This is a genomic window from Mesorhizobium sp. WSM3873 (assembly GCF_001672445.1).
GTDB lineage: Bacteria > Pseudomonadota > Alphaproteobacteria > Rhizobiales > Rhizobiaceae > Mesorhizobium.
In genome coordinates this window covers 55,422-71,900 of sequence record NZ_LYTM01000054.1, presented here as the reverse complement: position 1 = coordinate 71,900, position 16,479 = coordinate 55,422, and the positions used below count along the sequence as shown (strand labels likewise).

Annotated in this window: 11 protein-coding genes; 10 read left to right on the top strand and 1 reads right to left on the bottom strand. The window is 64.1% G+C overall.

The features are described from left to right. Positions 1-158 precede the first annotated feature (158 nt). The 8 genes from A9K71_RS24885 (at position 159) to A9K71_RS24850 (ending at position 10,805) form a co-directional block, all read left to right on the top strand. Positions 159-1,817, top strand: coding sequence for an amidohydrolase (locus A9K71_RS24885; protein WP_067002731.1), 1,659 nt, complete (start codon positions 159-161; stop codon positions 1,815-1,817). A 143-nt stretch (positions 1,818-1,960) separates the two neighbouring features. Next, positions 1,961-3,061, top strand: coding sequence for an ABC transporter ATP-binding protein (locus tag A9K71_RS24880; protein WP_067002363.1), 1,101 nt, complete (start codon positions 1,961-1,963; stop codon positions 3,059-3,061). After that, complete coding sequence (locus A9K71_RS24875) at positions 3,061-4,008, top strand: ABC transporter permease (RefSeq protein ID WP_067002361.1); 948 nt, start codon at positions 3,061-3,063, stop codon at positions 4,006-4,008. The genes A9K71_RS24880 and A9K71_RS24875 overlap by 1 nt, the downstream gene beginning before the upstream one ends. After that, positions 4,001-4,813 carry an ABC transporter permease gene (locus A9K71_RS24870; RefSeq protein ID WP_067002359.1) on the top strand — a complete coding sequence of 271 codons (813 nt, stop codon included), beginning with the start codon at positions 4,001-4,003 and terminating at the stop codon, positions 4,811-4,813. The genes A9K71_RS24875 and A9K71_RS24870 overlap by 8 nt, the downstream gene beginning before the upstream one ends. A 47-nt stretch (positions 4,814-4,860) precedes the next feature. Continuing rightward, complete coding sequence (locus A9K71_RS24865) at positions 4,861-5,889, top strand: extracellular solute-binding protein (RefSeq protein ID WP_067002357.1); 1,029 nt, start codon at positions 4,861-4,863, stop codon at positions 5,887-5,889. A gap of 65 nt (positions 5,890-5,954) precedes the next feature. Then, the gene (locus A9K71_RS24860; protein ID WP_067002354.1) at positions 5,955-7,151 is read left to right on the top strand and encodes a serine hydrolase; all 1,197 of its coding nucleotides are present in this window, start codon (positions 5,955-5,957) and stop codon (positions 7,149-7,151) included. A 30-nt stretch (positions 7,152-7,181) separates the two neighbouring features. Next, positions 7,182-8,360, top strand: coding sequence for a serine hydrolase (locus A9K71_RS24855; RefSeq protein WP_067002353.1), 1,179 nt, complete (start codon positions 7,182-7,184; stop codon positions 8,358-8,360). A gap of 123 nt (positions 8,361-8,483) precedes the next feature. Next, positions 8,484-10,805 carry a Tex family protein gene (locus A9K71_RS24850; RefSeq protein ID WP_067002350.1) on the top strand — a complete coding sequence of 774 codons (2,322 nt, stop codon included), beginning with the start codon at positions 8,484-8,486 and terminating at the stop codon, positions 10,803-10,805. Here A9K71_RS24850 and A9K71_RS24845 read toward each other — a convergent pair whose 3' ends face one another. Beyond that, on the bottom strand, positions 10,806-11,717 hold the full coding sequence (locus tag A9K71_RS24845; protein WP_067002349.1) for a LysR family transcriptional regulator: 912 nt from the start codon (positions 11,715-11,717) through the stop codon (positions 10,806-10,808). A gap of 106 nt (positions 11,718-11,823) precedes the next feature. Here A9K71_RS24845 and A9K71_RS24840 point away from each other — a divergent pair, with 106 nt between their 5' ends. Together A9K71_RS24840 and A9K71_RS24835 are read left to right on the top strand one after the other, a co-directional pair. Further along, entirely contained in the window at positions 11,824-13,014 is a 1,191-nt protein-coding gene (locus tag A9K71_RS24840; protein ID WP_067002729.1) for an acyl-CoA dehydrogenase, read from the top strand. A gap of 105 nt (positions 13,015-13,119) precedes the next feature. Next, entirely contained in the window at positions 13,120-16,479 is a 3,360-nt protein-coding gene (locus tag A9K71_RS24835; protein ID WP_067002347.1) for a transglutaminase family protein, read from the top strand.

The window sequence follows — 16,479 nt, the reverse complement described above, 5'->3', positions numbered from 1 at the left end:
GGCTCGCTGTTCGAGTTCTGGTTACGGGGCCTCAAACAGCTTTGTGGCAGAGAGTTCCGGCGCCGCCAAGGGGCATTTCAATTTGTCGTTCGGGCCAGCATGGGACGGCTTGCCAGACGCCAATACTCTGCTAGCCTAGGCACAAATGGGAGAAAATGATGCCGCAAACGGCCGATCTTATCGTCGAGAACGCCAGCATATTGACGATGGATCCGGATACCCCCGCCGCCCAGGCCATTGCCATCAAAGGTGATAAGATAATTGCGATCGCAGATCGCGATAGCGTCCGCGACTGCAAAGGCCCTGCCACTCGTGTCGTCGATGCTCAGGGCGGCTCCGTCCTGCCGGGCTTCATCGAAGCGCACATGCATTTGTTCGGCGGCGCGGCCGAGCTCGACAATCTGCATCTGGCAGGCGTGCAGGGCTTCGACGCGCTTCGCGACGCGATCCGGGGCTTTGCGGCGAAGCGTCCGAAAGCCGGGCTGCTGCTCGGCGCCGGTGTAGACTATGCGATCCTGCCCGAGCCGGTGACCCGCCATCACCTCGACCGTATCATTCCCGACCGGCCCTTCGCCATGTCGGCCTCCGACCATCACACGATGTGGGCGAACACCAAGGCGCTGGAAGAGGCCGGCCTGCTGCATGGCAAGCAGGTGGGACCAGGCAACGAAATCGTCATGGGCGCGGACGGACTTGCCGCCGGCGAGTTGCGCGAAGGCGAGGCGTTCGGTCCCGTGCTCGACCATTTCGGCGCGAACCGGACACGGCTCGGCCTCGAAGGTGCGGAGCCGGATCCCTATCCGTCGGCAGCGGAGCTTGCCGCCGACGGCGATCTCATGCACCGCGGGCTCGAGTGGTGCGCAAAGCACGGCATCACTTCGATCCAGAACATGGACGGCAACCTCTACCAGCTCGAGCTGCTCGCCGGGCTGCAAGAGGAAGGACGGCTCATCTGCCGCACCAAGATCCCGTTCCACTTCAAGAATTTCATGAAGCTGGACATGCTGGAAAAAGCCTCGCGCATGGCGGCGGCGTACAATTCCGAGTGGCTGTCGTCCGGCATGGTCAAGGTCTTCTACGACGGGGTGCTGGATTCCTGGACCGCGGTGATGGTCGACGATTATGCCGACCGTCCGGGCTGGCGCGGCGAGCCGCTTTTTTCCCCCGAGCATTTCGCCGAGGTTGCGGCCGAAGCCGACAGGCGCGGCCTGCAGATCGCCGTTCATTCGATCGGAGACGGAGCGGTGCGCGCCGTGCTCGACGGTTACCAGGCGGCAGTGAAGAAAAACGGCAGGCGCGACAGCCGGCACCGCATCGAGCACATCGAAGTAATCACCCCGTCCGATGTGCCGCGTTTCGCCGAGTTCGGCGTGCTCGCCTCGATGCAGCCGCCGCATCCGCCGGGCGCGATGAATTTCCCGCTGGAGCCGACGATCTCGCGCATCGGCCGCGATAAGTGGCCGCTGAGCTATGCCTGGCGCACCTTGAAGAATGCCGGCGCGCGGGTCGTCTTCGCATCCGACTGGCCGGTCTCGCCGGTTGACCCGATCCTGGGCATCCAGGCGGCGGTGATGCGCAAACCTTGGGCAGAAGGCCTGCCGGACCAGAGCTTCTCGCTGCATGAAGCGATTGCCGGCTACACGGTCGAAGGCGCCTATGCCGAGTTCATGGAACACCGCAAGGGGCGCCTGAAGCCCGGATACCTCGCCGATATCGTGGTTTTGTCGGCCGATATCGAGAAGACGGCGCCGGAGGCGCTGCACACCGTGCGGCCGGTTACCACCATCTGTGGCGGCAAGATCACTTTCCAAGCTTAGGATTGTCCAGGCCTGAGGCTGGCATGGGTATTGCGTTAAAAAAACGAGTAGCAGCTCCGCAGTTGCCAAGCCGGCCGGCTTATGGTGACAATCAAACAGGAACGCACCTGCCGCCAAGAGCAGGCTCTCTCAATGGGGTAATCGTGCCGGAACAACCGGGTAAGAACGCGATCGAAGTTCGCGGCGTACGCAAAGTTTTTGGAACCGGTGAAAACCAGGTAGCGGCTCTCGACACGGTGTCCGTCTCGATCCGCGAGAACGAGTTTTTCACGCTGCTCGGCCCGTCCGGATGCGGAAAGACGACGCTTTTGAGACTGATTGCCGGCTTCGATTTCCCAAGCGCCGGCGAAATCCTGCTGCACGGCCATGACATCGCGCCGCTGCCGCCGTTCAAGCGACCCGTCAATACTGTCTTCCAGAGCTACGCGCTGTTCCCGCATATGACGGTGGCGCAGAACATCGGCTTCGGTCTGGAGATGCTCGGCAAGCCCAAGGGCGAAATCGAGGCACGGGTCGCTCAGATGCTGAAACTGGTCAAGATGGAGACGCTCAAGGCGCGCCGCACCAGCCAGATATCGGGCGGCCAGCAGCAGCGCGTGGCGCTCGCCCGGGCGCTCGCGCCACAGCCGAAGGTGCTCTTGCTCGACGAGCCGCTCTCGGCGCTCGACTACAAGCTGCGCAAGGAGATGCAGATCGAACTGAAGCGTCTGCAGCACGAGACCGGCATCACCTTCATCTTCGTCACTCACGACCAGGAAGAAGCGCTGACCATGTCCGACCGCATCGCGGTGATGTCGGCCGGCAAGATCCTCCAGGTCGGCACGCCGCGCGACATCTATGATCGCCCCGCCGAACGCTTCGTCGCCGACTTCATCGGCGAGACGAACTTCTTGGCCGGCACGGTGGTGTCGAAGAAGCCAGGGGCGGCCACGGTCAAATTCGCCAGCAACGCGACGATCGCCGCCGGCTATCCGGAGGGCTTCGATCCGACAGGCGAGGTGACGCTGGTGGTGCGCCCCGAGCATGCCGACCTGGTGCCCGATCCGACCAAGGGCACGATCGCTGGAACGCTTTCCAACATCGTCTATTTCGGCACCGATACGCATTACCACGTGAGGCTCGATGGCGGTGAAAACTTCATCGTGCGTCATCAGAACAGCCGGTCGGCTCCGGTGACCTACGAGAGCGGCGCCAAGGTCGGCATCCAGTTCGAGGAGGGCGCCGCGCGCGTACTGAAAGACTGATGACGACAGCCACGCTCTCCCCGACCATGCCTTCCAAGGCCGCGTTGTTCGAAGCCCAGGCGGTGAAAGCCGGCGCGCGACGCAACCGCCTGCTGTCGCTGCCGGCGCTGCTCATCATCGGCATTTTCGGCGTGCTGCCGCTTTTGATCATCTGCGTCTATTCGTTTCTGGCCGCCGCGCCCTATGGCGGCGTGCAGTGGCGGTTCTCGACCGACGCCTATCTGAACTTCCTGTTCCAGCGCGACATCTTCGACGACACCCTGCAGTTCACGCCGGACTTCCTGATCATCTATCTGCGCTCGTTCCTGTTCGCGGTGGTGACGACGATCATCTGCCTGCTGCTCGGATTTCCGACCGCCTATTTCATGGCGACGCGGCCGGCGGCGCAGCGCAATTGGTGGGTGCTTCTGATCACCATCCCGTTCTGGTCGAACCTTTTGGTCCGCACGCTGGCGATCATGTTCATCATCCGCGACGAAGGGCTGATCAACAACGCGCTGCTGGGGCTCGGCGTGATCGATAAGCCAATCACCATGCTCTACACCAATTTCGCCATCCAACTCGGCCTGCTCTATGCCTTTCTGCCGTTCATGGTGCTGCCGCTCTATTCCAGCCTGGAGAAGCTCGATTTCCGGCTGATCGAGGCGGCCTACGACCTCTATGCGACGCGCCGCCAGGTGTTGTGGCGGGTGATCATCCCGCTGTCGAAGCCCGGCATCATCGCCGGCTGCCTGCTCGTCTTCATCCCGGCGCTCGGCGCTTATGTCACGCCGCTGATCCTCGGCGGGGGCGTCCACCTGATGATCGGCGATCTCATCGCCCAGCAATTCGGATCGGGGCGCAACTGGCCGCTCGGCTGCGCGCAGGCGCTGATCCTGATGGCCGCGGTGCTGGTGGCGCTGTTCTTCTACGTCCGCAATACGTCGGGGAAGGTGCAGCATGGCTGAGCCGCGCAGCATCGACATCAAGGAGCAGCCGGGCTTCCGCTCGATTGCTGTCATCTGCCTGCTGGTGCTCTACGTGCCGGTGCTGATCCTGATGATCTTCTCGCTGAACAGCGGCTCGCTGGTCACGCATTGGGAGGGCGTCACGCTCGGCTGGTACGGCAGCGCATTGCGCAACGAGGAATTCCACAACGCTGCCCGCAACACGCTGATCATCTCGATCAGCGCCACGATAATCTCTACCGTGTGCGCGACGCTCGCGGCGATCGGCATGACAAGAGTGAAGCCGTGGCGCGGGCTGGCGGCGGCCTTCATGGTCATCAATCTGCCGCTGATGGTGCCGGAAATCATCACGGCGGTGGCGACGCTCTCCTTCTTCGCGCTGATCGCCGGCACGTTCGGGCTGAATTTCGGCATCGGCAATCTGATCCTCGCCCACACCGTGTTCTGCATTCCGTTCGCCTACATGCCGATCCGGGCGCGGCTGGAAGACATGGACCTGACGCTGGAATATGCCGCCGCCGACCTTTACGCGACGCCGTGGAAGGCCTTCAGGCGCATCACGCTGCCGTTGCTTGTTCCCGGCATCATGTCGGGCGCGGCACTCGCCTTCATCGTCTCATTCGACGATTTCACCATCACCCAGCTCGTCGCCGGCCCCGGCCAGACGACTTTGCCCCTCTATATCTGGAACCAGATCCGGCGGCCGATGACGCCGGAGATCAACGCCATCTCCACCATCCTGCTTTTGGTGTCGATCCTGTTCGTCTCGGTCTCGTTCCTGATCGCGCGGCGACGCGCCAAATGATCCGTGAGTTCCACCACAAAACAATGGGAAGGCAAGGAGAACATTAAATGTCTGGAAAACTGATGGCGGCCGTTTCCGCGGCCGTGCTGTTATGGGCCGTTCCGGCGCTCGCCGACGGCGAATTGCATATCTACAACTGGGGCGACTACACCAACCCCAAGCTGATCGAGAAGTTCGAAAAGCAGTACAACGTCAAGGTGACGCTGGACGACTACGATTCCAACGAAACCATGCTGTCCAAGGTGCGCGCCGGCAATTCCGGCTACGACATCGTCGTGCCGTCCGACTACACCGTGAAGATCATGATCGAGGAGGGCCTGCTCGAAAAGACCGAGCCCAACGCGATGCCGAACGGCAAGAACATCGATCCGCGCTTCCTCGATATCTACTGGGACTCCGGACGCCATTACACCGCGCCGTGGCAATTCGGCACGACGGCGTTCTCCGTCAATACGGATAAGTTCAAGGGCGACATCAACACGCTGGCCATCCTGTTCAACCCGCCGGACGAACTGAAGGGCCAGATCAACGTGCTCGACGACGTCAACACCGTCATGCACGCGGCCGAGCGCTATGCCGGCGTGCCGCGCTGCGGCGCTGACAAGGCCAGCCTGAAAAAGATCAACGATATACTGATGGCCGCCAAGCCGTCATGGAAGACCTTCAGCTACGACACGATCACCAAGATCACTTCCGGCGACGTGATCGTGACAGAACAGTGGAATGGTGCGGCTTACCGCTCGCGTCAGAAGATCCCGGCGATCAAATATGCCTATCCGAAGGAAGGCATCGAGGGCTGGATGGACAATGTCGCCGTGCTGAAGGGCGCCAAGAACCTGGAGAACGCCAAGCTCTTCCAGGATTTCGTCATGGCGCCTGAGAACGCGGCGCTGATCTCCGAGTATGCCGGTTACGACAATGGCATCGCCGGCAGCCACAAATTCCTGCCGGCGGAGTTCGCCAACTCGCCGGAAATCAGCCCGCCAGCCGGTTCGCCGACGCCGGAATTCGTGCCGCCGTGCCCGCCAGATGTGGTGGAGATCTACAACAAGATCTGGACCAACCTGCGCAAGTAACTGAGCGGGAACGCATGAAGGGAGGGGAGGCTCCGGCCTCCCTTTCTTATGTGCAGGGAGGATTGATGACATCTTACCGCAACTCCGATCCGCGGCCGCCGATCATGCAGGGCTCGCCGCCGGCCATGGCTCTGCCGAAGCTCGACTGGGATCGGCCACCGTGGAACCGCTGGGCCTTCCAGCACGTGCGTGAGTTTTTGCCGACCGTCGAGGTCTGGCGCGGCCAAGGTCATCGCCGTCGGCTCGAGCGCGCCGAGGTCGATCTCGACGACCTGGCGGTGGCGGATAGCGAGGGCCGGCCGACAACGCTCGCCGGCTTGCTCGACGAGACCTACACGGACGGTTTCCTGGTGTTGAAGGACGGCACGGTCGCCTATGAGCGCTACTTCAACGGCATGGACGAGCGCACGCTGCATCTGTCGCAATCGATGGCAAAGTCGGTCACGGGATCGGTGTTCGGCATCCTGGTCGGGCGCGGCCTGATCGACCCGGCCAGGCTGGTGACGGATTATCTTCCGGAGCTCGGCGAGACCGCCTGGGCGGGGGCCACCGTGCAGCAAGTGCTCGACATGACGACCGGCGTGCGCTTCTCGGAAGAGTACACGGATCGCTATTCCGAGATCGGCCAGGTCGATGTCGCCACCGGCTGGAAGCCGATCCCGCCGGGCAGCGATCCTGATTTCCGGTGGCCCGCGCATCTGTTCGAGCTGATCCTGCGGCTGAAGGACAAGGTGCGCGAACATGGCGAGGCCTTCGAGTACCGCTCGATCGAGACCGATGTGCTTGCCTTCATCATGGAGCGGGTGAGCGGCAAGCGCCTGGCGCAGCTGGTCTCGGAAGAACTCTGGCAAAAGCTCGGCGCCGACGAGAGCGCCTGTTTCACCGTCGACAGCGCCGGCTATGCGCTGGCCGATGGCGGCTTCAACGCGACGCTGCGCGATTATGGCCGCTTCGGCCAGCTCATCCTCGACAATGGCGGCGGGGTCATCCCTGCCGAGTGGATCGAGGCGACGCGCAGCGGCAAGCACGGACCGGACTTCAGCCCGAGCCTTCCGGACGGCAGCTACCGCAACCAGTTCTGGATCGAGGATCCACGCTCTCGCGCACTGATGTGCAAGGGCGTGTTCGGCCAGATGATCCATATCAGCTGGGAGCACAGGATGGTCGTCGTGAAGCTTTCGACCTATCCGGATTTCCTCAACGCCGCCTATTCGGTGGCGACGCTTAAGGTCGTGCACGCCATAGCCGCCGCGCTAGGCTGAAAGTCAGAGATAGACGACCGGGAGACAATCGTGACCGGCAACACCGCGTTCGAGACCAGATACGGCTTTGCCCGCAAGGATGTGCGGCTCGACAATTGGCGGCTGAGGCCGTTCAGCCAATGGTCGTTCCAGAATGTCGGCGAACTGGTGCCGAGCGTCCACGTTGCCGCCGCGCCCGGCGGCGAGGAAGAGGTGAAATCGCTCGGCGCGCTGCTCGAGGAGAAAGTCACCTTGGCCGGCGGCGCCGAAACAGTCGAAGCATTCCTGAAGCGCTCCGACACTGACGGGCTGACGATCCTGAAGGGCGGCAGGCTGGTCGGCGATTGGTCGGCCCCGCATATGGCGTTCGGTCAGCGCCACATCATCTTTTCGATCAGCAAGTCGGTGACGGCGATCCTCGCCGGCATCCTGCAAGGCGAGGGGGTGTTCGACCCGGAAGCGCCGGTGACAGAATACATCCCCGAAGCCAAGGGCTCGGCCTATGGCGATGCGAGCGTGCGCAATGTGCTCGACATGACGGTCAGCCTCGACTTCGAGGAGGCCTATCTCGATCCGGAAAGCGCCTTCGCCCGCTATCGCCGCGCGACACTGTGGAATCCAGGCGGCGGGTCGGAAAGCCTCGCTGCGTTTCTGTTGACGTTGCCGCGGCTCGCCGAGCCGCATGGGCAGACCTACCGTTATCGCTCACCCAATTCGGATATGCTGGGCATCCTGGTGGAGCGGGCATCCGGCAGACGCGTCAGCGACTTGCTCAGCGAGAAACTGTGGCTGCCGCTGGGCGCCGCGAGCGAGATGTCGGTGACGGTCGACATGGAAGGCACCGCGCGTACCGCCGGCGGCATGTCGATGACGCCGCGCGACCTTGCCCGTATCGGCGAAATGATGCGGCAGGGCGGCGCGGCCAATGGCCGCCGCATCGTGCCGGAGGCCTGGGTGCGCGACACGGTTGCCAGCGGCGGCAGCCATGAAGCCTGGCGGCGCGGTACGATGGTGTTCCTCTTCCCCAAGGGCCGCTACCGCAACAAATGGTACCAGATGGGCACGCCAAGCGGCGCCTTCTGCGGCATCGGCATTCACGGACAGTGGATCTACGTCAACCCGAGCGACGAGGTGGTCATCGCCAAGATGTCGTCGCAGCCGGAACCGGTCGACGATCAGCTTGATCTCGATGTCGTCGCCTTCTTCGAGGCCCTGAGCCGGATGGTTTGAGCCGTTCGGCTGGTCGTTCCTCGCAGCTCTTTCCTGTGGAGCTTTCCTGTCGGGTGGAGACAGCGCGGTTGGCGCAGCCGTCGTCCCGGCCTATTGTCGCCGCTCTTTTCGGCAGGAACCAGCATGGCATCGGACATCAAGCGCATCGCAGCAATCATCGCGGCCGAGATCGGCTCGCGGCCGGAGCAGGCGGCAGCCGCAATCGGGCTGCTGGACGAGGGCGCAACGGTGCCTTTCGTGGCGCGCTACCGCAAGGAGGTCACCGGCGGCCTCGACGACACGCAGTTGCGCGACCTTTCCGAGCGGCTTGCCTATCTGCGCGAGCTGGATGCGCGCCGCGACACCATCCTCGGTTCGATCGGTGAGCAGGGCAAGCTGACCGAGGACCTCGAGGCAAAAATCGCGGCGGCGACCACCAAGGCCGAGCTCGAAGACATCTACCTGCCATACAAGCCGAAGCGCCGCACCAAGGCCGAGATCGCCAGGGAACGTGGACTGGTGCCGCTGGCCGAGGCGATCCTCGCCGACCGTTCGGCGGTGCCTGCCGAGCTCGCGCTAGCCTATCTCACAGAGGAGGTTCCCGACGCCAAGGCGGCGCTCGAAGGCGCGCGCGACATCCTGTCGGAGCAGTTGGCCGAGAATGCCGATCTGGTCGGCAGGCTGCGCGCCTATATGAAGGAGCGCGCTTTCCTGCGCGCCAGGGTCGTCGACGGCAAGCAGGAGGCGGGCGCGAAATTCTCCGACTATTTCGATCATGTCGAGCGCTGGGCGAACGTGCCCAGCCATCGCGCCTTGGCCATGCTGCGTGGCCGCAACGAAGAGGTGCTGTCGCTCGACCTCGAAATCGATGCCGACGATCAATCGCCGGTCAAACCGGTCGAGCGGATGATCGCCAACGCCTATGCGATTGGTAGCACCCTGCCGGGCGACCGTTGGCTGATGGAGGTCGCCGGCTGGACCTGGCGGATAAAACTATCACTCCATCTGACACTTGATTTGATGCGCGACCTGCGCGAGCGGGCCGAGGACGAGGCCATCCATGTCTTTGCCCGCAATCTGAAGGATCTCTTGCTTGCCGCGCCGGCCGGCTCGCGGCCCACGATGGGTCTCGATCCCGGCATCCGTACCGGCGTCAAGGTGGCGGTGATCGACGGTACCGGCAAGCTGGTGGCGACGACCACCGTCTATCCGTTTCCGCCGAAGAACGATGTGCGCGGCACGCAGGCGGAACTTGCCAGGCTCATTCGATTCCACAAGGTGGAGCTGATCTCGATCGGCAACGGCACCGGCAGCCGCGAGACCGAAAAGCTGGTGGCCGACATGCTCGCCAGCCTGCCGTCCGACGGCGGGCCGAAGCCGATCAAGGTCATCGTCAGCGAAGCCGGCGCGTCGGTCTATTCAGCCTCGGCGACGGCGGCCGCCGAGTTTCCCGACCTCGACGTGTCGCTGCGCGGCGCTGTGTCGATCGCGAGACGCCTGCAGGACCCACTGGCCGAGCTGGTCAAGATCGAGCCGAAGTCGATCGGCGTCGGCCAGTATCAGCACGATGTCGACCAGTACCGGCTCGGCCGCTCGCTGGAGGCGGTGGTGGAGGATGCGGTCAATGCCGTCGGCGTCGACCTCAACACGGCATCGGCGCCGCTCTTGGCGCGCGTTTCGGGACTGGGGCCATCGCTTGCCGAAGCGATCGTCGCGCATCGCGACGTCGGCGGTCCGTTCGCTACGCGCCGCGATCTGCTGAACGTGGCGCGGCTTGGACCGCGCGCGTTCGAGCAGTGCGCAGGCTTCCTGCGCATCCCGAACGGCTCCGAGCCGCTCGACGCTTCATCCGTGCATCCGGAAGCCTATGGCGTGGCAAAGAAGATCGTCGCCGCCTGCGGCCGCGACGTGCGCGCGCTGATGGGCGACAGCGCCGCGCTCAAGGCACTCGACCCTCGTGTCTTCGTCGACGAGCGCTTCGGCCTGCCGACGGTACGTGACATCATCGCGGAACTGGAAAAGCCCGGACGCGACCCGCGGCCGGGCTTCAAGACGGCGACCTTTGCCGAAGGCGTCGACGACATCAAGGACCTGAAGCCCGGCATGCTGCTCGAAGGCACGGTCACCAATGTCGCAGCCTTCGGCGCGTTCGTGGACATCGGCGTGCACCAGGACGGGCTGGTGCATGTCTCCCAGCTGGCCGACCGCTTCATCAAGGACGCGCATGAGGTGGTGAAGGCCGGCGATGTCGTGAAAGTTCGGGTGGTCGATGTCGACATCAAGCGCCATCGCATCGGCCTCTCGATGCGCAAGGATGGCGGCCAGGGTGGGGCGCCTCGGGTCGGCCAGCGCGACAGCGGCGGCGGCAAGCCCGTACCGCGCTCGCCGGCGCCGCAGCGCCAGCCTGAAAAGCCGTCACAGGGTGCGTTCGGCGCGGCGCTCGCCGAGGCGATGAAGCGGAAATAGCTACCACGCCAGAACAGCCGGCTCCTTCTCAACCTGGCCCCGCAGCCAGTCGCGAAAGCTGGCAACCGGCGGATGGCCGCGCTTGGCGTGCGGCACGACGAGATAATAGGCACTGCGGCTCTGCATCGGCTTGCCCGGCGCCGGCACCAACTGGCCGCGCTGCAATTCTCCGGCGATCAGGATCTGCGGCAGCAGCGCCACGCCGAGCCCCGCCAGGCAGGCCTGCGCGACCGTGCCGAACTGCTCGAACTGCATGCCGGGGCCGGTCGGCGCGTCGAGCTCCTGATGCTCGAACCATTCGCTCCAGGCGTCGGGACGCGTTGCCATGTGCAGCAACGGCAGGCGGCCGATATCGGCCGGCGTCGCGACCTTCCGCTGCGCCAGGAATTCGGGCGCGGCGACCGGCATCACGGTCTCGCGCATCAAAAGCGTGCAATCAGCGTCCGGCCAATCAGGCATGCCGTGGTGGATTGCGGCGTCGAGCCGCTCACGCGCGAAGTCGAAGCGGCCAATGCGCGTGGCGAAATTGATCGTGATGTCCGGATGACGGGCGACGAAATCTGGAATGAGCGGCATCAGCCAGCGCGTGCCGAAGGTCGGCAGGATGGCAAGGTTGAGAACACCGCTATGCCGATTGCTCATCAATCCAAGCGCCGCATCGCGCAATTGCGCAAGTGCTGAGCGCACCGCGCCGGCATAGATTTCGCCCGCCGTGGACAGCCTGACATTGCGGCTGTCGCGTTCGAAAAGCCGGCGCCCGAACTGCTCTTCCAGCAGATTGATCTGCCGGCTGACGGCACCTTGCGTGAGATCGAGCTCGCGGGCCGCGGCGGTGAAGGAGCCGAGACGCGCCACCGCCTCGAAGGCGGCAAGCGCGCTGATGTTTGGCAAGAGGCGACGCTGGACGTTCATGATCTATTACTATCGCTCATTGATGCTTGATGCAATTTCGTTTGATTTTTTCCAGATGGAGGCGGATAAGCCGGGCCATCCAAGATTTTACCGGGAGACCCACCTCATGGCCGCCGAGAAGAACGCCTTCGTCTGGAACGATCCCTTCCTGATCGAGGACCAGCTTTCCGAAGACGAGCGGATGGTGCGCGACGGCGCAGCGGCGTTCGCCGCCGACAAGCTGGCGCCCCGCATCGAGGAAGCCTATGCCGATGAGAAAACCGATCCCTCAATCTTCCGCGAGATGGGCGAGGCGGGCCTGCTCGGCATCACCATTCCGGAGGAATATGGCGGGCTCGGCGCCAACTACGTCACCTACGGGCTGGTGGCGCGCGAAGTCGAACGCATCGATTCCGGCTATCGCTCGATGATGAGCGTGCAGTCGTCGCTGGTCATGTATCCGATCCATGCCTACGGCTCGGAAGAGCAGCGCAAGAAGTACCTGCCGAAGCTCGCCTCCGGCGAATGGATCGGCTGCTTCGGCCTCACCGAGCCGGATGCCGGCTCCGATCCGGGCGGCATGAAGACACGGGCCGAGAAGACGGCGAACGGCTACAGGCTTTCCGGCTCCAAGATGTGGATTTCCAACGCGCCGATCGCCGACGTCTTCGTCGTCTGGGCAAAGTCGGCCGCGCATGACAACCAGATCCGCGGCTTCGTGCTGGAAAAGGGCCTGAAGGGGCTGTCGGCGCCGAAGATCGGCGGCAAGCTTTCGCTGCGAGCCTCAATCACCGGCGAGGTTGTGATGGAAGGCGTCGAGGTCGGCGAGGAGGCGCTGCTGCCCAATGTCTCGGGCCTGAAGGGACCCTTCGGCTGTCTCAACCGCGCGCGCTACGGCATCTCGTGGGGCGCCATGGGCGCGGCCGAGGATTGCTGGCACCGCGCGCGGCAGTACGGCCTCGACCGCAAGCAGTTCGGCAAGCCGCTCGCCGGCACGCAGCTCTTCCAGAAGAAGCTCGCCGACATGCAGACCGAGATCGCGCTCGGCCTGCAGGGTTCGCTGCGCGTCGGCCGGCTGATGGACGAAGGCAAGATGGCGCCGGAGATGATTTCGATCGTCAAGCGCAACAATTGCGGCAAGGCGCTCGACATCGCCCGCCAGGCTCGCGACATGCATGGCGGCAACGGCATCCAGATCGGCTATCACGTGATGCGTCATGCCCAGAACCTGGAGACGGTCAACACCTATGAGGGCACGCATGACGTGCATGCGCTGATACTGGGTAGGGCGCAGACGGGGCTTCAGGCGTTTTTCTAAGCCGGCAACGCTGCTTAAATTAGGTGCAGCGCAACATCTCTGCTTGGAGAATGCCCAGCACTTATGTCAGGGTTCGGCGATTGAAACGTCGTTCCCCGGGGCACCATGGCAATTCTGGCAGCCGTCCACCACCTGACCCATTACAAATACGACCGGCCGGTCGTTCTCGGCCCTCAGGTGATCAGGCTGCAGCCGGCGCCGCATTCGCGCACCAAGGTGCTCAGCCATTCGCTGAAGGTCGAGCCGAAGAACCATTTCGTCAACCTGCAGCAGGACCCGTACGGCAACTTCCTCGCCCGCTTCGTCTTCCCGGAGCCGGTGACGGAACTGAAGATCCAAGTCGATCTCGTCGCCGATATGACGGTCTATAATCCGTTCGATTTCTTCGTCGAGGAATCAGCCGAGAATTTCCCGTTCGAGTACCCGGAAGAGATCAGGCAAGACCTCGCCATATACCGCACGCCCGAGCCGGCCGGCCCGTTGCTGTCGGCCTTCCTGAAAACCATCGACCGCAGTCCGACAAACACGGTCAACTTCCTGGTCGGCCTCAACGCGCGGCTGCAGCGCGAAATCGCTTATATCGTGCGCATGGAGACCGGCGTCTATTCGCCGGAGGAGACGCTGGCCGCCGGCAAAGGCTCGTGCCGGGATTCAAGCTGGCTGCTGGTGCAGATCCTGCGCAACCTCGGCATCGCAGCGCGTTTTGTCTCCGGTTACCTGATCCAGTTGAAGCCGGACCTCGTCTCGTTGGACGGACCGCCTGGAACCTCGGTCGATTTCACCGACCTGCACGCCTGGTGCGAAGTCTATATTCCGGGCGCCGGCTGGATCGGTTTCGACCCGACTTCCGGTTTGCTCACCGGCGAAAGCCATGTGCCTCTGGCGGCGACGCCGCACTTCCGCAATGCCGCGCCGATCTCCGGCATGGCGAGCTTCGCCAATGTCGATTTCGGCTTCGACATGCGCGTCCAGCGCATCGCCGAGCATCCGCGCATCACCAAGCCGTTCTCGGATGAAAGCTGGGAGGCGCTCGACGCCTTGGGCAACAAGGTCGACGCGGTTTTGCGGGAACAGGATGTGCGGCTCACCATGGGCGGCGAGCCGACCTTCGTGTCGATCGACGATTTCGAGGCTGCCGAATGGAACACGGCGGCCGTCGGGCCGACCAAGCGCGACAAGGCGGATCAGCTGGTCCGGCGGCTGCGCGAGCGCTTCGCGCCGGGCGGTTTCCTCCACTACGGGCAAGGCAAGTGGTATCCGGGCGAGAGCCTGCCGCGCTGGACCTTCTCGCTCTTTTGGCGCACCGATGGCGAGCCGGTCTGGCGCGACCCGTCGCTGATCGCGCGCGAAACGAGCACCGTCTCTGTCGGGCCTGAGCAGGCCGCAAGCTTGCTCACGGCGATCGCCGCCGAGCTCGGCATCGACAAGGCGATGGTCGGCGAGGCCTATGAGGATCCGGCCGAATGGCTGCTCAAGGAAGGCAAGCTGCCGGATAATGTCGACCCGTCTAACTCGAAGCTGGAGGATCCGGAAGAGCGCAGCCGCATGGCACGTGTGTTCGAGCGCGGCCTGACCAAGCCGTCAGGCTATGTGCTGCCGGTGCAGCGCTGGAACAGCCAGGCCGCCGGGCAGCGCTGGCGTTCGGAAAAGTGGAAGACGCGGCGCGGCCGGCTGTTCCTGGTGCCGGGCGATTCCCCGGTCGGTTATCGGCTGCCGCTCGGCGCGCTGCCTTACGTGCCGCCGGGGCAATACCCCTATATCGTGCCGGTCGATCCGTCGCTGCCGCGCGCTACGCTGCCGGCGCGCGACGCTCTCTTGCCGGAACCTGCCCCAGCAGAACTTGAGGGCCCCGACGAAATGGCGCGCCGCCAGCTGGCAGCGTCCTTCACCGCGACAACGGGCCAGCAGGACCGCGTCGAGCAGGAGATCACCGAGATCGGCGGTGCGGTGCGCACGGCGCTCACCGTCGAGCCTCGTGACGGGCGGCTCTGCGTGTTCATGCCGCCGGTCGAGGCGCTTGAGGACTATCTTGAGCTGGTGGCGGCGGCCGAGAACGCGGCCAAGGCGATCGGCCTGCCGGTGCATATCGAGGGTTATGGGCCGCCGCACGACCCGCGCCTCAACGTCATCCGCGTGGCGCCCGATCCCGGCGTCATCGAGGTAAACATCCACCCGGCCGCCGACTGGCGGGAATGCGTCGCGACGACCGCGGCGATCTATGAGGAAGCCAGGCAGTCGCGGCTCGGCACCGACAAGTTCATGATCGACGGCCGTCACACCGGCACGGGCGGCGGCAATCATGTCGTTGTCGGCGGCGCGACGCCCAACGATAGTCCGTTCCTGCGCCGGCCGGACCTGTTGAAGAGCCTGGTGCTGCAATGGCAGCGGCACCCATCGCTCTCCTATCTGTTTTCCGGCCTGTTCATCGGCCCCACCAGCCAGGCGCCGCGCATCGACGAGGCACGGCATGATTCCCTCTATGAACTCGAGATCGCGCTGGCCCAGGTGCCGCATCCCGACAAGGGCGAGGCGCCGTTGCCGTGGCTGGTCGACCGGCTGTTCCGCAATCTCTTGACCGACGTGACCGGCAACACGCACCGTTCGGAAATCTGCATCGACAAATTGTTCTCGCCGGACGGTCCGACGGGACGGCTCGGTTTGGTCGAGTTCCGCGGCTTCGAAATGCCACCCAATGCCCGGATGTCGCTCGCCCAGCAATTGCTGGTCCGCGCTATCATCGCGCGGGCTTGGAAGAACCCGCTCGACGGCCGCTTCGCGCGCTGGGGCACGTCGCTGCATGACCGTTTCATGCTGCCGCATTATGTCTGGGCGGATTTCCTCGACGTGCTGGAAGATCTGAAGCTCAACGGCTTCGACTTCCGCCCGGAATGGTTCGCAGCCCAACTCGAATTTCGCTTCCCGTTCTGCGGCGAGGTGCAGCATGGCGGCGTCAAGCTGGAGCTCAGGCAGGCGCTCGAGCCCTGGCATGTGATGGGCGAGCAAGGCGCGATCGGAGGCACCGTCCGCTTCGTCGATTCGTCCATCGAGCGGCTGCAGGTGAGGACGCAAGGCCTCAATCCGGAGCGTCACGCGGTCGTCTGCAACGGCCGCATCGTGCCGATGAAGGCGACCGACAGCAGAGAGGTCGCGGTGGCAGGCGTGCGCTTCAAGGCTTGGCAGCCGGCCTCCGGCCTGCATCCGGCCCTGCCGGTCAACACGCCCCTGGTGTTCGACATCTACGACCGCTGGTCGGGCCGCTCGTTGGGGGGCTGCGTCTATCATGTCGCGCATCCGGGCGGCCGCAACTACGAGACCTTCCCGGTCAACGGCAACGAGGCGGAGGCGCGGCGGCTGGCCCGCTTCGAGCCGCGCGGCCATACGCCGGGTGCCTATGTGCTGCGTGAAGAACAAGGTTCTGAAGAGTTTCCCATGACCCTTGACCTCAGGCGACCGGCGAGATTCTGA